15 protein-coding genes are annotated in these 15,772 nt (G+C 41.9%); 4 read left to right on the top strand and 11 right to left on the bottom strand.

The genetic code is table 11. The features are described 5' to 3' along the window. Nucleotides 1-17: 17 nt before the first annotated feature. Entirely contained in the window at nucleotides 18-938 is a 921-nt protein-coding gene (locus H3302_RS04835; protein ID WP_036969941.1) for an AEC family transporter, read from the top strand. A 3-nt stretch (nucleotides 939-941) separates the two neighbouring features. Here H3302_RS04835 and H3302_RS04830 read toward each other — a convergent pair whose 3' ends face one another. The 4 genes from H3302_RS04830 to sixA are packed head-to-tail and all read right to left on the bottom strand — an operon-like array spanning nucleotide 942 to nucleotide 3,008. Next, nucleotides 942-1,676, bottom strand: coding sequence for an SDR family oxidoreductase (locus tag H3302_RS04830; protein ID WP_036969943.1), 735 nt, complete (start codon nucleotides 1,674-1,676; stop codon nucleotides 942-944). Beyond that, nucleotides 1,673-2,152: an ASCH domain-containing protein gene (locus tag H3302_RS04825; protein WP_220469620.1), complete on the bottom strand. Its 480-nt coding sequence runs from the start codon at nucleotides 2,150-2,152 to the stop codon at nucleotides 1,673-1,675. Before H3302_RS04825 ends, H3302_RS04830 begins: the two co-directional genes overlap by 4 nt. Next, complete coding sequence (locus tag H3302_RS04820; protein WP_065978777.1) at nucleotides 2,133-2,483, bottom strand: RidA family protein; 351 nt, start codon at nucleotides 2,481-2,483, stop codon at nucleotides 2,133-2,135. Before H3302_RS04820 ends, H3302_RS04825 begins: the two co-directional genes overlap by 20 nt. Before the next feature lie 48 nt (nucleotides 2,484-2,531). Beyond that, nucleotides 2,532-3,008, bottom strand: coding sequence for a phosphohistidine phosphatase SixA (gene sixA / locus H3302_RS04815; protein WP_182396199.1), 477 nt, complete (start codon nucleotides 3,006-3,008; stop codon nucleotides 2,532-2,534). Nucleotides 3,009-3,200: 192 nt separating this feature from the next. On the opposite strand from sixA, the gene H3302_RS04810 reads away from it, so the two are divergent. Both H3302_RS04810 and H3302_RS04805 read left to right on the top strand, forming a co-directional pair. Further along, complete coding sequence (locus H3302_RS04810; RefSeq protein WP_036969952.1) at nucleotides 3,201-5,921, top strand: insulinase family protein; 2,721 nt, start codon at nucleotides 3,201-3,203, stop codon at nucleotides 5,919-5,921. 176 nt (nucleotides 5,922-6,097) lie between these two features. After that, a complete protein-coding gene (locus tag H3302_RS04805; protein ID WP_371915642.1) occupies nucleotides 6,098-8,215 on the top strand; it encodes a putative bifunctional diguanylate cyclase/phosphodiesterase in 2,118 nt (705 codons plus the stop codon). Here H3302_RS04805 and H3302_RS04800 read toward each other — a convergent pair. Next, nucleotides 8,212-8,406, bottom strand: coding sequence for a hypothetical protein (locus H3302_RS04800; protein ID WP_036969956.1), 195 nt, complete (start codon nucleotides 8,404-8,406; stop codon nucleotides 8,212-8,214). The two genes, H3302_RS04805 and H3302_RS04800, sit on opposite strands and share 4 nt — an antisense overlap. Before the next feature lie 220 nt (nucleotides 8,407-8,626). Here H3302_RS04800 and H3302_RS04795 point away from each other — a divergent pair, with 220 nt between their 5' ends. Further along, nucleotides 8,627-9,103, top strand: a complete 477-nt coding sequence (locus H3302_RS04795) for a DUF4234 domain-containing protein (protein WP_036969958.1) — start codon at nucleotides 8,627-8,629, stop codon at nucleotides 9,101-9,103. Between the two features lie 51 nt (nucleotides 9,104-9,154). Here H3302_RS04795 and H3302_RS04790 read toward each other — a convergent pair whose 3' ends face one another. Genes H3302_RS04790 through H3302_RS04765 form a run of 6 tightly spaced genes read right to left on the bottom strand, consistent with a single transcriptional unit; the run spans nucleotide 9,155 to nucleotide 15,711 of the window. Continuing rightward, on the bottom strand, nucleotides 9,155-10,474 hold the full coding sequence (locus H3302_RS04790; RefSeq protein ID WP_182396198.1) for a DUF58 domain-containing protein: 1,320 nt from the start codon (nucleotides 10,472-10,474) through the stop codon (nucleotides 9,155-9,157). Continuing rightward, nucleotides 10,471-11,454, bottom strand: coding sequence for a MoxR family ATPase (locus H3302_RS04785; protein WP_182396197.1), 984 nt, complete (start codon nucleotides 11,452-11,454; stop codon nucleotides 10,471-10,473). The genes H3302_RS04790 and H3302_RS04785 overlap by 4 nt, the downstream gene beginning before the upstream one ends. Next, complete coding sequence (locus H3302_RS04780) at nucleotides 11,451-12,599, bottom strand: DUF4350 domain-containing protein (protein ID WP_182396196.1); 1,149 nt, start codon at nucleotides 12,597-12,599, stop codon at nucleotides 11,451-11,453. Before H3302_RS04780 ends, H3302_RS04785 begins: the two co-directional genes overlap by 4 nt. Next, nucleotides 12,589-14,046, bottom strand: a complete 1,458-nt coding sequence (locus tag H3302_RS04775) for a hypothetical protein (RefSeq protein WP_182396195.1) — start codon at nucleotides 14,044-14,046, stop codon at nucleotides 12,589-12,591. The genes H3302_RS04780 and H3302_RS04775 overlap by 11 nt, the downstream gene beginning before the upstream one ends. Then, on the bottom strand, nucleotides 14,036-14,986 hold the full coding sequence (locus H3302_RS04770; RefSeq protein WP_180311437.1) for a stage II sporulation protein M: 951 nt from the start codon (nucleotides 14,984-14,986) through the stop codon (nucleotides 14,036-14,038). The genes H3302_RS04775 and H3302_RS04770 overlap by 11 nt, the downstream gene beginning before the upstream one ends. Beyond that, the gene (locus H3302_RS04765) at nucleotides 14,983-15,711 is read right to left on the bottom strand and encodes an RDD family protein (RefSeq protein ID WP_180311436.1); all 729 of its coding nucleotides are present in this window, start codon (nucleotides 15,709-15,711) and stop codon (nucleotides 14,983-14,985) included. Before H3302_RS04765 ends, H3302_RS04770 begins: the two co-directional genes overlap by 4 nt. Nucleotides 15,712-15,772 lie beyond the last annotated feature (61 nt).

Below are 15,772 nucleotides of genomic sequence, written 5' to 3'. Positions count from 1 at the left end.
TTTTAATAAGGCCACAAGTGCATATTTTTTCGATCATCTTTCCACTGATTTTTATCGTGCTAAGTGGTTACATTAGTAGTCGTAGCCGATTTTTATCGAAAGAACACATCGCAGGCCTCAGTAAATTTACTTTTTATATTAGCGTTCCGGCATTTTTATTTGTCAATATGGCGCAAGCAGATTTACATAGTAGCGTTAGTATTGCTGGATTTTTAAGCTTTTATATTCCTGTATTAGCAATCTACGCACTCGGGTATTTGCTTGATCGCTATGTAATTTATAAGCAATCAGCCGCATCTCGCCATGCCGTGTTTGCGCTTGGTAGTAGCTACTCTAATACCGTACTAGTCGGGCTACCAATTATTATCGCCGCACTTGGGCAGCAAATGGTTGGGATTGTGTTTATGATCATTACCTTTCACAGCGCTTTACTGTTTACACTGACTTTTCTATTGAGTGCAAAATCGCAGCAAACCTTTTCATGGCGAGCCTTCGCGAAAAATATGTTACTGAATCCTGTGGTTCTAAGTATAAGCAGCGGCCTTGCGATTAACTTATTGGGTGTAACGCTTTATCACGATTTGGCGAATGGTTTGAGCTTACTTGCCAAGCCAGCTATTGCCTGCGCACTGTTTGTGTTAGGCGCAAATTTAGCGTTTTATAAGGTGGCAGATAACTGGCAAGCATCCCTTATCGCAACCATCATTAAGCTCGTAGCCTTACCATGTAGTGTGTACTTTTTTGCAACTCAGGTTTTTAACCTTGAACACTCTTTGATGACTGTACTGGTATTGCTCAGTGCGTCGCCATTAGGAGTGAATGCGTATTTAATAGCGAACCAAATAAAACAACATCAAGCAACGCTCGCAAGTGCTGTCGTCATATCAACCACACTGAGCGTTATAAGTTTTACAGTTTGGTTAAGCATTTTACTTTAAGTCTTACAGCCCACCAGATACATCCACAAAACTGCCTGTGGTAAACGATGCATGCTCTGAGGCCAAAAAATAAATGGCTTTGGCGACCTCATCAGCCTCACCGCCTCGCCCGAGTGGTAATTTACTTTTTAAGCGGTCTACGCGATTAGCTTCACCACCATCACGGTGCATGTCAGTGTAAATTAAGGCGGGCCTTACAGCATTAACACGAATTCCCATACTGGCGACTTCTTTTGCAAGGCCTATGGTAAAGGTATCAAGTGCGCCTTTTGAGGCAGCATAATCTAAATACTCATTCGCTGAACCTGTCCGTGAAGCCCCCGATGACACATTAACAATACTGCCTTTGTGCATTCGCTTTATAGCTTCTCGCGCACATAAAAATGCCCCTGTCACATTACAGCTCAAAATAGCATTAATACGCGCCGCGTCCATTTCTAAAAGTGACATTTGTGGCTTCATCATCGCAGCATTGTTAACCAGTATATCTAAGCGTGACACCGTGCTATCAAGTGCAGCAAACATAGCCATTACTTGTTGCTCATCAGCCACATCTGCCTGAAAGGTGTGCGCTTTAACCCCTTGCTTTTCGATTTCTTTGGCAACTTGTTCGGCGCTTTGTTGGTCTGATTTATAGTTAATGCACACATCATAGCCATGCTTGGCAAATAGTTTAGCTGTTGCTGCGCCAATACCACGCCCACCACCAGTAATAAGCACAACGGGATTTGAACTCATGATGACTCCTTAAAAACTAACTGAAATTGCTCGCACACTAAGGGCATCTCAGGATGACGTGAATAAGCTGTGCCGTGTAATTCTCGCTGGTAGTATGGCCAATGCACTTGTTGCCAATAACGAAGGCTTTTATCGCCCTCGCCTTCTAACGCGGCATACGCTTCGGTAATTTGATTATAAGGGGTGATAACAACAGAGGTGGTTTCAATAATGCCAAGCGGCCGCCCTTGCCAGTTCGTAAAAATAGCCAAGTCACCAACCCGAGGGAGCGCCTCGTTATTAGCTTCAAACCAATACAGTGATGAGGTGGTCGCTCGCTTGACTCCTTGCAGAACAAGGTCAGCGCATTCATTGGCATCCACCTCATTATCGCAAAAATGCCAAGCAGGCAAAGTACTAATTTGACGAGATGACTGCTGCTTAAAATCAGCAATCATCTTGTTAATTCGTTGCTCGTTACTTAACGGCTGCAACAACTGAAATCTCAACAAGTAGCGCGTCACGCGCCATTTTAGCTTCAACACAGGCACGCGCGGGGGCATGACCTTCAGGTACCCATGCATCCCACACTGCATTCATATCGGCAAAGTATTCCATGCTTTTAAGATAGAGGGTGGCGCTTAACATATGCTCTTTGCTGCTACCGGCTTCAATTAGCAGAGTTTCAACTTTATCGAGCATAGTTTGCGTTTGTTCAGCAATGCCTTTTTCTGCATCAGCGCACACCTGCCCACATAAGTACACCGTGCCGTTATGCTTAACGATGCGGCTCATTCGCGCACCTGTTTGTAATCGTTCAATTGTCATAGTATGTATTAAATAGTTAACAGTGACAGTAATTTAACAGACATACTGCTATATTTCGACGTTATTTGGCGAGTGAATACTTAAGTAATGGCTTCGCTGTTTCGTTTCATCATATTCAATGACTGCTACAGCACCCGTATTAAAAATAGGCATATTACCAGGGCTCAATTGATCAACTAAATAACTCACGATCGGCATATGAGCGACGACTAGCCAAGTATTACACTGTGGATGCATCGCGATTAACGTTTCTAAATAATCAGTAGCCACTTGTGGTACACCGTCGGGAGTAATGTCGCGACACGTTTCTTTGTAGAGTAACGGAATATTGTGTGTTGCATTCTCAGCCGTTTGCTGGGCACGTAAGTACGGACTTACCAACAAAGCGTCTGGTTTATAATGACATGCTAACCACTTCCCCATCCTACTGGCTTCTTGTTGACCCGTTGGCGTCAATTGTCTTGCTGCATCATCTGATTGCATAGGCGTTGCTTCGCCATGGCGCATGATTAAGATTGTTTTCATAAAAAATCAACCAATTAAAGAATATAAAACAGTAGCCAGTTTGCTTGATTGTTAGCTATATTAGAATATCATCACAAGATAGATTAAACATCCGCTTATGATATTCAGGTAGATTTTCGTTGCTGTGCCTTTAGCGTTCCTGAGATTATCATCTGTTGTTAGGACATTAACGCATTCTTTCAGGAGAATCTTTTGAATATCAGCCGCAATGATAACAGAACATACCAGCCCCTAACACTGGACAATGGTCTAAAAGTGCTTTTAGTGCAAGACTTAGAGTCAACAAAATCAGCGGCTTCGATGGCTGTTAATGCGGGTCACTTTGACGATCCCCTTGATAGACAAGGTCTGGCTCATTTTTTAGAGCATATGCTTTTTTTAGGGACTGATTTATATCCCGAGTCTGGTGCCTTTTCGAACTTTGTTTCACAATCAGGTGGCAGCACGAACGCCTGGACTGGCACCGAGCATTCTTGCTACTTTTTTGACATCAATAATCAACAGTTTTCAGATGCACTCGCGCAATTTAGTCGCTTTTTTATTGCCCCCTTACTCAGTCCAAAAGAAACCACCAAAGAGCGCAATGCAATTGACGCTGAATTTAAATTAAAAATTAAAGACGACGGACGCCGTATTTATCAAGCGCATAAAGAAACGGTAAACCCAGCACACCCTTTTGCTAAGTTTTCGGTGGGGAATCAACACACATTAGCAGACCGTGAGGGCTGTATTAGCGAAGAACTGCGCGCATTTTTCGACCGTCATTACCAAGCACAATGGATGACTTTAGTTATTTGCAGTAACGCCGATATTGCCACGATGACTGACTGGGTTAAGCAGTATTTTAGCGATATTAAAGGGCAAGCAAAGAGTAAAGAGATCATCGAGCCTCCCCTTTATCGCAAACAAGATTTAGGCAAAGTTTTACACATTGAACCGCACAAACATATGCAAAAGCTCATCATCAGTTTTGCTATGCCCAACATTGACGATTTTTATCGCCATAAAACGGTTAGTTTTATTGCTCACTTGCTTGGCTATGAGGGCAAGGGCTCGTTGTATTCAATTTTAAAAGAACAAGGTTGGATCAATGCTCTTTCTGCTGGTGGCGGTATTAATGGCAGTAACTTTAAAGATTTTAATATCAGCGTAGCTCTTACAGATGAAGGTATTGAATACTATGAAGATATTGTCGAAATGGTATTTGAGTATATCTGTTTAATTAATCAAAACTGCGCCAAACTTCCCAGGCTTTATCAAGATAAAAAGAACCTGTTGCAAATTGCCTTTGATAACCAAGAAAAAGCACGCCTCATCGACTGGGTTAGTAATTTAAGCATTAACATGCAGCATTACGATGAAGAAAATTACGTACAAGGCGATTATTTAATGGAAGGCTTTAATCGTTGCGCCCATGAAATTGCGATGCAATGGTTAACCCCAGATAATATGCGATTGGTGCTCATTCACCCCGATGTTGAGCCAGAACATACTACCGCTTGGTACAATACACCTTATAAAATCGAAGATATATCGCCATGCTGGTTAGAAGCATTAAGTGAAATAAACACGCCCTTACCTGAAATGTGTCTGCCTTGCGCTAACCCTTATTTAACCAAAGAGGTTGAACTGTTACCGCTAGACACTCCCAAAAAAGCGCCTGAACTACTTGTGAAACAAGAAGGGTTTGATTTTTGGTTTAAGCAAGACGCGACTTTCCGCGTTGCTAAAGGGCATTTTTATTTAGCGATGGATTCTCACTACGCAATTAAAGACGTAAAACACATGGCGCTAACGCGCCTGTTTGCAGACCTTTTTATGGACAGTGTGGCAGAGCAGTTTTATCCAGCCGAACTGGCTGGGCTGAGCTATCATTTAACCTCGCATCAGGGTGGGCTTACACTGCACACCGCCGGTTTATCTTCAAGTCAGCTCACTTTAGTCAACGAATTACTCGAAGCACTGTTTAATGTCGATATTTGCGCAAAACGCTTTGCCGAGTATAAAAAACAGCTTGTTAGGCATTGGCGTAACAGTAATCAAAACAAACCCGTCAGTGAGCTATTCAGTATTTTAGGGGCGCAAATTATGCCGTGGAACCCTGAGCCCAATGCACTTGCTCAGGCGCTAAAAGATACCAGTTTCCACCAATTCAACTGCTTTAGAACTGAGTTTTTTAAAGCCTTGCATGTTGAGTCATTTTTACATGGCAATTGGCAGCGAAGCGATGCACTAAAATTTCAAAAGCAAATCGTTGATCACCTCGCTGGCAGTACCACTATTATCGATTTAACACGGCCACTAAACGATGTTACCGAAGTAGAACACCAACGTATCACACTCAATTGCAACGACCACGCAATGGTGCTTTATTACCAAGCATTAACCGATGACACCACAGAAAAAGTTAAAATGATGGTGCTTAATCACCTTATCAATCAAGACTACTTTAACGAGCTAAGAACAAAACAGCAGCTTGGCTATTTAGTGGGTGCTGGTTATGCCCCATTCAACACACGCGCTGGCATTGCGTTTTATGTGCAATCGCCTAAACACAACGCTGATGAGATACTCAAACGCCACCAGCAATTTATTAGTAATTTTGTCGCACAGATCCCCACTGTTGATGAGCAGCAATGGCTTCAAACAAAAGCGGGACTCGTGACACATATTGCAGAAAAAGACAAAAACTTACGACTTCGCTCACAACGTTTGTGGCTGGCAATTGGTAACCGCGATACTGAGTTTAATATGCAGCAACAACTGATCGCTGAGCTTGATGCGCTGAGTCTTGAGGATATGCAGCAATATATTATTGAGATCTTTTCTGAAAATCGGCCTAGAATCGAACTTTTAAGTGAGCCGAAGCTCAAAAAACCAGCAAAAGCCAACCTTTCTTCTCATTCTCTTTGACTCGTTCGTGAGCTTAGATTAAATTATCTGGTGCGAATTAAGGTATTTCATTAATGATAAAAATAATAAAAATGATTTCTACTTTTTTAATAATGAGTATGGCGGATGTTTTTTCTGCTTCTGCAAGCCCGATAGAGCTTGAGCAAAGTACACTGTTGCTGATCCCAAGCACTATTATGATGCTCTTGCTGCCATATTTGCTATTTGTCATTTACAAACTAAAGCGTTCTCGACATCAGCTGCGAATCTCTGAACATCGACTAAAAAGTACCGTAGAAGGCAGTGGTGATACCCTATGGGACTGGAACATAAAAACGGGCGAAGTAATACGTATCAACGATAAATACACCACAGATACGAATAACGCCAACGGCTTCCCTCCTAATCGAGACCTTATTCACCCACATGATTTACCACACGTTGAAAATGCACTCAAAAGACATTTTGCAGAACACACTGCATTTTTCGAGGCTAGTTACCGAATTAAAGATAGTTTTGATCGCTGGCACTGGGTATTAGACCGTGGAAAAATTATCGAAAAAGATACCAACCTAAACCCCTTACGAATGACAGGCACTGTCAGAGATATTTCACAGCTAAAATCAACAGAAGCCCGTTTAAACCTATTTGCTAAATGTGTTGAATCGCTGACTGATGCAATTGCTATCTACGACAAAAACTTTAAGCTTGTTGATTTAAACCCGAGCTTTTTAACTCTGTTTGGCGGCAGCCGTGAACAGTATTTAAAGAAAGATTTTGCACTGCTTGGCTACGACCAAAGTTATGTCGACGAAATTAAAGCCACCGTAAAAGCCACCGAACATTGGCAACAAGAAGTCAAACTTAAAAATGCTCAACGTCAATTATTACCCATTGAAATTTCAATTGATGAAATTAAAAATGAGCATAATCAAATTTGTAATTACGTGGTTGTTTATTCTGATCAAACCGAGCGTAAAAAAGCGGAGTCTCAATTACATAACCTATCAAACAGAGACCGGACAACCGGTTTGCCTAACCGAAACTTATTTTTCACCAATTTAAAAAAACTCGCAAAGCAAGACAATCACCATGCTCTTTTAGTGTTTGACCTAGACAACTTTAAAAAAATTAATGACTCATTAGGTCATCAACTAGGTGACAGTCTCCTAGCCAAACTGGCAATGCGTTTAAATAAACTCACTCGCGAGAAAGATGTGTTTTATCGTTTGGGTGGTGATGAATTTGCACTGGTTATGTCGGGCACTAACGACATTCATACCATCACACGCATGGCTAAACTATTTTTAGCCGCAATTGCCACCCCTTTTAATATGGCAGGCCATGAGCTGGTAATTACCTCAAGTGTCGGAATCGTGCTGTTTCCAGAAGACGGTAATACCCCCGAGCTATTGCTAAAAAATGCCGATACTGCGATGTATCACGCAAAGAAAAAAGGCAACAGCTACTTATTCTTCAATGACACAATGAACCGTGAGGCGGTAAAGCGCTTGCAAATTGAAAACTTAATGCGCTACGGATTAAAAGAGGATCATTTCGAAGTCTATTACCAACCGAAAATGAATATTCACACCGGTAAACTCGATGGCATGGAAGCACTCGTCCGCTTTATCACTCCTAAAAAGGGGATTATAAGCCCAGGCGTCTTTATTCCGATTGCCGAAGAAACAGGGCAAATTATTGAAATTGGTGAAGTGGTCTTAAATAAAGCCTGTCGCGATGTGAAAAACTGGATAGATCAAGGCCTCTTTAATGGCCGTGTGGCGGTGAACTTATCCGCAAAGCAGTTTAGTTTACCCGACTTAACCACTCGCATTGATTTAATATTACAAAAGAACGAGTTGCCCTCTTATTTTCTCGAACTCGAAATTACCGAAGGCACCGTAATGGATGACCCGCAAGAAGCCATTGCAGTCATGCGCTCGTTAAGCGCTAGAGGCATTCACTTAGCGATGGATGACTTTGGCACCGGTTATTCATCCCTCGCCTATCTAAAACAGTTTCCACTAAACACGCTTAAAGTTGATAAAGCATTTATTGATGATATGCAAACTGAGCGAGGCCGGAACATGGTTGACTCAATCGTTACCATCGCACACAACCTAGAGTTACATGTTGTTGCCGAAGGGGTTGAACAAGCTAAACAAGTAGAGATGTTAAAAGAATTAAAGTGTCAAACGGTGCAAGGTTATTATTACTCAAAACCATTGTCACACCCTGAATTTACCGCATTTTTGAAAAGCCAACTCACTAAGTCAGCTCCAAGTTTAATCAGGAGTGTAAACGTTAATTAAGGGCGCCAACCACATGCCTGACGGCCAACATGGCGAACAAAAGCACGGCGGTAGTGCACATTAAACAAACACCAAGCAATGGGCCCAAGCACGCCCCCTAAAAACATCCAACGTTTTACAGGCATTCCCTTCGAAAGCGACTCTAAATACATCACCAATACAAATAAACAACTCAGTAGAATTAGCAGCACACAGCACCTCATTAAAAACAGCGCGCAGTGTATATAATTTAAGCACAGGTTTAAACCATGAAGCTGTAATAGCCACTATAAAGACGGGTTATATTCTATTACTATCAATTGCAAAGCGTTAAAAAATGCGTGAAATGATATACAGAATAAAGTCGAGGATATAATATAGGAACGTGCCTGTGGCACCTAAGGAAAAAACAATAAAATATGAGGATATATTATGTCTAATGAAACCAGCAATCTATACCAAGCGCCCGAAGCTACCCTAACAGATGCAAACAGCAGTGGTAATAAACCAATCTTAAACTTTGACCGTTTCTCTGCGTGGGGCGTGTTCTTTTTAAGTGTTTTTACACTGGGCATTTACAGTGTTTATTGGCTAGTAAATCGCACAAATCTTGCAAATTCACTCGCTAAACATCAAGTTAGCCAAGGTATAATTTACGGCTATGTTGGTTTATACGCGGTGAATATTATTTTATCGATTGCGGGAGTTAGCCCCGAACTTGGGGGGGTTGTGTCGCTTATTTCTTTTGTTGTCGCGATCATTCTTATCTTTTCACTGCGTACTTCTTTAACTGAGTTAATCAACGAAAGCAGTGATGAGCCTGTCAAACTAAATGGTATTTTAACCTTTTTCTTCAACGTGATTTACTTTCAATATAAAATCAACGAAGCAATAGACAAGCAAAAATAATCGTTACAAACGTAAAAAAGGCATTGAATTCAATGCCTTTTTTATTACCTGCTAGAGAGCACCTGAGTGCTTCACATTTAAATACGTATTCAACACATGTGGCAGTAGTTGCGTAGGCTTACAATCAATAGCGATGACACCTTGCTTTTTAAGCTTTGCCATATTGGCTTTGTGTGCATTAAGTAAAGCAAGTGCCGCACAATAACTAGTTGCATCTTCATACTTCTCGATTGGCTCATCGAGTACCTCAGCCACTGCACGGTTATTTATATTGATAAGCGCTACAAGGTGGTGCTTTTGCAGCATTTTTATGGCTGGGAGCAATTCATCAATACTCTGCTCATCTAACGTTGTCACCAAGAGCACCAAAGAGCGTTTAGTTCGCTTAGCAATAAGTTGATTAACCGCGACTAAATAGTCACTGCTGCTATTATCGGGGTATAAATCATAAAAATGATTCATCACCCGCGAGACATTCTGCGCCCCTTTAACATCTGGTAACCAACGCAAGGCTTGATTGAAACTTTGCATACTGAACCAGTCACCTTGTTTTAAAACGGTGTGAGCGAGCAATAAAAGTGCATTTAATGCATGATCAAAGTGAGTGCCTTCGTTTGCTTCAATCGCCATTTTTTTAGATGCATCAAGCATCACAATCACATGCTGATTCTGCTCTTCTTGGTATTCACGAGAAATTAATTTACGACGTTTACTGGTCGCTTGCCAGTCAATTTGCCTAACACTATCACCTTGCCGGTATTCCCTTAATTGATGAAACTCAATACCTTCACCCCGCTTTTTGGTTAACTTTAAGCCATTAATTGGCTTATTGGTTACGCCATTAAGGTGTTGCTTTGAGGTTACACGACTAAAATCAGGGTACACTTTTAACCGAGTCTCTTGCTTGACTAACCAGCTAGATTGCCACAGCCCAAAAGACGAGCCAACTCTGAGCTCAATAGCGGTTATGTCAGCATCACCGCGTTTATGAGCACGAATATTAAAGCTCAGCTGTGCTTGCTGCATCGCTGTTAAAAATACCGTCTGTTGCGGCTCAGCAAGCTCTATGGCCTGACTTAAATGCAGACTAGCATCGAGAAGCTGGGGCTGCTTAGCGGTGTTATTGATAGTAAGCTGAACTGGCTGCCAACGATACAATGCCATATTTTGGCTCGTCGACAATTCTGTTGATAACAGCGGCTGCGACTTTGACAACATTAAGTCAATCCATGTAATCACGACAGGCACCAATAATAACGCCGTCATTATTACGCTTCCAAGCTCAGCTATAGCACAGACAAGCACCATCAGCACGACTGCACATAGCAGTAAAACAAGGCGTTTGGCAGGTCTAAGCTTAATTCGAATCATGAGCGAGGTGCTTCAATACTGGCTAATATGGCATTGATAACTTCGTCGTACGACACCCCTTCTAACTCTAAATCAGCCGATAAGATCAAACGGTGTCTTAAAATATTAGGGGCGACTGATTTTACATCATCTGGGATCACAAAATCGCGCCCATTCATCAATGCGATTACTTTTGCAGCCTTAATCAGGTTTATTGATGCTCGTAAACCTGCGCCGTGCAATACACCTTGCCAAGTTCGTGAATTACGAACAATATCGACAGCATAATTAAGAATTTTTTCGTCAACTAGCCTATCTGCACATAGCTGCTTAATTTCACTAATACGCGCGGCATTAAGTACTGCTGGCAGTTGCTCAACCGTTGATTCATTCGATATCACTTTGGTGTTAAGTTTTAACAACTCCACTTCCGCTTCATGCGTAGGAAAACCCAATTCAACTTTCATCATAAATCGGTCTAATTCCGCTTCAGGCAACGGGTAAGTCCCTTCTTGATCGAGCGGGTTTTGTGTTGCTAAAACCATAAAAGGAGAATCGATAGAAAGCGATTCACCATCAATCGTTATTTGTTGCTCCTGCATCACTTCAAGTAATGAGGACTGGGTTTTTGCGGGTGCACGGTTAATTTCGTCTGCCAATAAAATATTGGTAAAGGCGGGTCCTTTTTTAATATTGAATTCACCCGACTTCATATCATATAAGCTATGACCAACAACATCTGATGGCATTAAATCAGGCGTAAACTGTACGCGCGAAAAATCCACGTTTAAGCTTTTTGCCAATGCCCTAACCAGTAACGTTTTGCCAAGCCCTGGCACACCTTCAAGCAGTACGTGACCACCTGCAAATAAAACGGTTAGCACATCTTCAACAATGGCATCTTGACCAACGAGGACACGTGAAATGTTTTGCTTTACTTGTTTTACAGCCTCCGCTGCATCTATCAAGCTCATGCGTTTATTTTCCAGTTCCGTGCTCATAATGCATTCCTTAATTGTTTAAATCGTTTGATATATTCTAATCGTTGCTCGCGTGATGTGGGTAATTCACTTACAAGCAGCTGGGTCACTTGTTGTTTGTCGAAGTGCGTTAAATTAGCAATAATTTGTGCCTGTTTATCATCACTTAACATTTTAAAATTAGGGACTCGCATCTCTACTTTGGCATTAAAGTCTTTACGAAGCGCTGTCCATAAATACGCTTCGTGTCCGTGTTGCATGTAGAAATTAGCCACTGCACGAATATGCGCATTAAAACTGGTTTTAATATCGAAGTCAGGGGCATAGGCTCGACCAATTCGACTACTGATATGCCACACTGTAAACACAACCAATAATAAAAGGCTCACAACAAACTGCCAGCTCCAGTGCCATATTTTTGCCAGCCAATTAGGGTATGTTAAATAAGGAACATACGTCACTTTATCAGCCCCTTTGCTAAGCCAAAGTAGGAGGCTGCCATGGTCAAGGTGGCGTAATCGATAGTTTGTAAATGGTGCCAATGACGGCATTACAATAACGCGGCCTTGCCCAAAAGCGAGGTCGCACATAACAGTATCGCCCTGTTCTGTGTTTGTGCTGACACCTGGGCAATGTTCAATCGTAAATGCACGGCTTAGTTCAAGCGCTAACACGGTGTCTTCATTTATAGCCAAGGTGCTGTTTTTAGACCCTTCTTTAAGCATTGCAAAGTCATAGTCAAAGGCACTGTCTTTCGCTGAAACGGTGATCCCTAGTTGATTAAAAAACAATGTATTATCAAGTGCCAACTCATCGCGCTGTCGATTTAATACATACACCAATCGCCCACCTTCAGCCACCCATTCAGCGAGCTGCTGATCTAATTGATACGAATCGGCAAGCACCGCTTCATCGACAATTAAAATAGTGTGTGGGTCAATGCGTATTTGTTCGCTATCGGCATGTGCAGCAAGGTGTTTATCTTTAAGCCATTTAATGCCATTTGCGTTTAACAATCGCTGCGCCATGGTGAAATTATCTTTAGCCACATCAGAGTGAAAACCTATTTCGAATTCTTTTTTCTCCCACTCCAGCGACGCAACCCCCGCAACAATAATAAAACCAAGCAATACCAAACCAGCAATCAGTACATATTTAAGCTTCATGAGTACTTTCCTCCTTGCTGGCTGTCATTGCTTTTATTTCCTCTGTAAGAGCAATAAAATCAAGATCGGGTGTTTGGTGCCCCCAAGCAACACTCACCCACGCTGTAAACAAGCGCGTAAAAATATCGTGTATATGCGTCGGTACTTTGGCATCTATCGCACGCTTACATTCACGCTCAGTCATTGAGCGATGTAATCTCACTTGATGTTGCTGCTGCGCCCAACTAAGCGAGTAATGTAACAAATAAGCCAGCGCTAAACGGTGTTGCCCTGCATTAAAACAACGCAATGCCGAGGCAATTAAATCTGTAGGTAAATCCTGTGCTTTAATTTCAGCAAACAAACTGGGGATCACGGGCTCTTCTTTATGTCTGGCACGTTCAGGCAGGCTTAAATTGGCAAAAAAACCGCGTTTTTTCATTAAGTAATAGACTAACCAAATGACTAATAACGCCACTAACACCCATCCCAATACACCAAAAACCTGCCCTATGGCTTCAAAAATATTAAATAACCATGATAAGTCACTCGATGAGGCTTTTTTGGGTTCAAAAATAGGCGTCCACGTTGTTTCTGTCTCTATCACATTAGGTTCATTATAAAGCGCTGTGACTTGCTCTTTTACCTGTTGTTTATCAATTTCATCGGCGTAACTGGCAGACGGAGCAATAGTAACACTGGATAAGAAAAGCAGTGCCAGTGAACACAATACACCGCTTAGACGTGCGCGAATATTTTTAAAAGCAAGCTCAATATCCCACCCTTCAAGCTCAACTCGACGGTGTAAATAAGCTAAAAAGCCCCCCGTGACAAATAAAGGCGCAACGAGTGCAATACTTACTATATATAAAGCATTAAAGGCAATTTCTAACCATTCAGGGGCCTCAAAAATCTGATACATCGCTTCTTCAGCTGTAAATGAATACGGCACTAATGCAATCGTTAATGCAGAAAACCCCATCAACAAAATAAATTCAAAGTGGACACAAAATAGCATCCAAAGTGTTTGTTTGGGTTTTGTTGAAGCGAACAACAGCTGTTTACGCTTCGCTTTTCGCTCTTTAGACAGTTGCTCTAGTTGTTCAACTGGCGCCAAGAAAGCACGATTAGGACTGAACCTTAAGACACTTAAATGCACTAGCATCTCTGCCAACTTTAATTGCTTTAACGACTTTAAACTGTGGGTAATCGAGACCGGTTGATTAAAAACCGCTTTTGACATGTAATCGAGTATCGGGCGCTCGAATAAAGGTTTAAGCCACCATATTAAAAAAGCACTCCAGCTCCAATTAAGTAACACGCCCACAATTATAAATAGTGGTAAGGCCATGCATAAATACATAAAAAACAAAGAAAAAAAGTGCGATTTAACTAATAACACTGTTAAATCAAAGGTTTCGTAAGCATCACGTTTACGAGGGTTAAAACTCAGGCGATTAAGCTCCATAACGCATTCCCTTATAGAGACGATACAGCACATACGCCCAACACCCACTGCCCACTGTATATTTTATTTCATTCGCAATATCGCGCGGAGACCAAAACGCTTCTATGAAAGCAGCTATCACCAGCATTAAAAAGGCCCCTACAATTAAGGGCAAAGCTTTTTGTGCGGCTTGTTTTATGGCATAAGCACGCGTGAATTGGCCAGGGTTAAGGAGTGCGTAGCCAATTCGGCACCCTGCTGCAGAGGCAATGATAATCGCTGTCAGTTCAAAAGAGCCATGGGTGATAACAAACGAGAAAAACGGTCCTTCAAACCCAACATTTACAATATGTGCGGCAATGGCCCCGAAATAAAAACTGTTGAATAACAAGAAAAATGCAGCTCCTACACAAAACAACACTCCCCCTGCAAACATTTGAAATGCGATCCCTATATTGTTGTAGATATACACCCCAAACATTAATAAATCTTGTGATGCTCCCCGCTCAGCAGATTGCACACTTCCACTTGGGTCATACATTTTTTCTATGTTTAGCAACGTACCTTGCCCTAGAAAAGTATACGCTGCATCTGGGTCCAGTCTTACCCAAATAAAGGCAATTAAAGCTAAGCTCCAAAAAGCCAGCAAATTAACAGCTAACATCACACGGTTTTCATACAGAGCCCGAGGAAACGCTGTTCGTGCGACATGCCATAGCTCAGAAAACTGATTGCTACGAGACAAATACAAACGTTTTTGGCCTAACTGCACTAAACGATTTATTTGTTCAACGAGTATGGGGCTGTATTGACGGCTTTGAGCGATGGCTAAATCATTACAGATCTTGCGATACAGATTTGGAAAATGAATGGGCAACGACTCTGAACGTTCCATTTCACATAACGCTTTGAATTCATCCCAGCTTTGTGTGTTCGATTTTACAAATTGGGTTTGTTTCATTGCTGACTCTCCACGTGTGGGTGGTCATGATTATCGTGTAGTTGCCCAGCAAAATAACGGGCATAACTGGCTAATTGCTCCTCAATATCGGTTTCATTACTGGCTAAAGGCTCAGCAAGTATAGTGGCAATCTCTAGGTGTCTGGCAGCGGATAACTCATTGTGTCGTTCAGCAAAAGCAAGCACCGCTAATTGCTCTTCGGTCGTCAAGCTGACCGCAGGAATGCTTACATCACCTTTAGGCAGTAATGGGCGCTCTTGCAGCTCATCATCATAAATAACTAAGGTGCCTGCTGCCCAATCGCCGATCCGTTTGAATCGCGTATTAAACATCATCACGATGAGTCCTAAAAAATAACCAATAGGCAGCATATCTGCAGGACGTAATAAGTTGCGTACCACTATTTGCGAAAAGCTCGCTGGCAAACCGTTGTCTTGTACTACACGTATTTTGAGGCGTTTTTTACCGGGGGTCTGACCATTTTCCATTTCAAAAAGGATGTTGTATCCCCAAGATATAAGAAAGTAGGCAATAAGAACAAGGCCTTCGCCTGCGTCTCCAAAAAAAGAAAAGAGCGTTGATATGGCAAGCAGGATCAAGCCACGAATAATAAGATCGATAATATAAGCGTAACTACGCGCCACAACACCTGCTGGTGTTATAGCAATATCAACACCTTCTGGGAGTTTAATGTACTCTCTGTTTTCCAATCCGTGGTTTAACATGCAATCTACTACTAGTCGTTATTATCGTCTTTGCTTATTAGGGCAGAACCTTAAAAAGCAA

Origin of the sequence: Pseudoalteromonas sp. MT33b (assembly GCF_014117385.1) — a bacterium.
GTDB lineage: Bacteria > Pseudomonadota > Gammaproteobacteria > Enterobacterales > Alteromonadaceae > Pseudoalteromonas > Pseudoalteromonas lipolytica.
Note: the sequence above shows the minus strand (reverse complement) of the source record. Positions and strands in the feature narration are given on the sequence as shown.

Bases quoted from the DNA above. Each gene is read 5' to 3' on its own strand.
- H3302_RS04785 (WP_182396197.1), bottom strand. From the start codon at position 11,454: ATGAGCACGGAACTGGAAAATAAACGCATGAGCTTGATAGATGCAGCG.
- H3302_RS04790 (WP_182396198.1), bottom strand. From the start codon at position 10,474: ATGATTCGAATTAAGCTTAGACCTGCCAAACGCCTTGTTTTACTGCTA.
- H3302_RS04780 (WP_182396196.1), bottom strand. From the start codon at position 12,599: ATGAAGCTTAAATATGTACTGATTGCTGGTTTGGTATTGCTTGGTTTT.
- sixA (WP_182396199.1), bottom strand. From the start codon at position 3,008: ATGAAAACAATCTTAATCATGCGCCATGGCGAAGCAACGCCTATGCAA.
- H3302_RS04820 (WP_065978777.1), bottom strand. From the start codon at position 2,483: ATGACAATTGAACGATTACAAACAGGTGCGCGAATGAGCCGCATCGTT.
- H3302_RS04770 (WP_180311437.1), bottom strand. From the start codon at position 14,986: ATGAAACAAACCCAATTTGTAAAATCGAACACACAAAGCTGGGATGAA.
- H3302_RS04805 (WP_371915642.1), top strand. From the start codon at position 6,098: ATGATGCTCTTGCTGCCATATTTGCTATTTGTCATTTACAAACTAAAG.
- H3302_RS04765 (WP_180311436.1), bottom strand. From the start codon at position 15,711: ATGTTAAACCACGGATTGGAAAACAGAGAGTACATTAAACTCCCAGAA.
- H3302_RS04795 (WP_036969958.1), top strand. From the start codon at position 8,627: ATGTCTAATGAAACCAGCAATCTATACCAAGCGCCCGAAGCTACCCTA.
- H3302_RS04775 (WP_182396195.1), bottom strand. From the start codon at position 14,046: ATGGAGCTTAATCGCCTGAGTTTTAACCCTCGTAAACGTGATGCTTAC.
- H3302_RS04830 (WP_036969943.1), bottom strand. From the start codon at position 1,676: ATGAGTTCAAATCCCGTTGTGCTTATTACTGGTGGTGGGCGTGGTATT.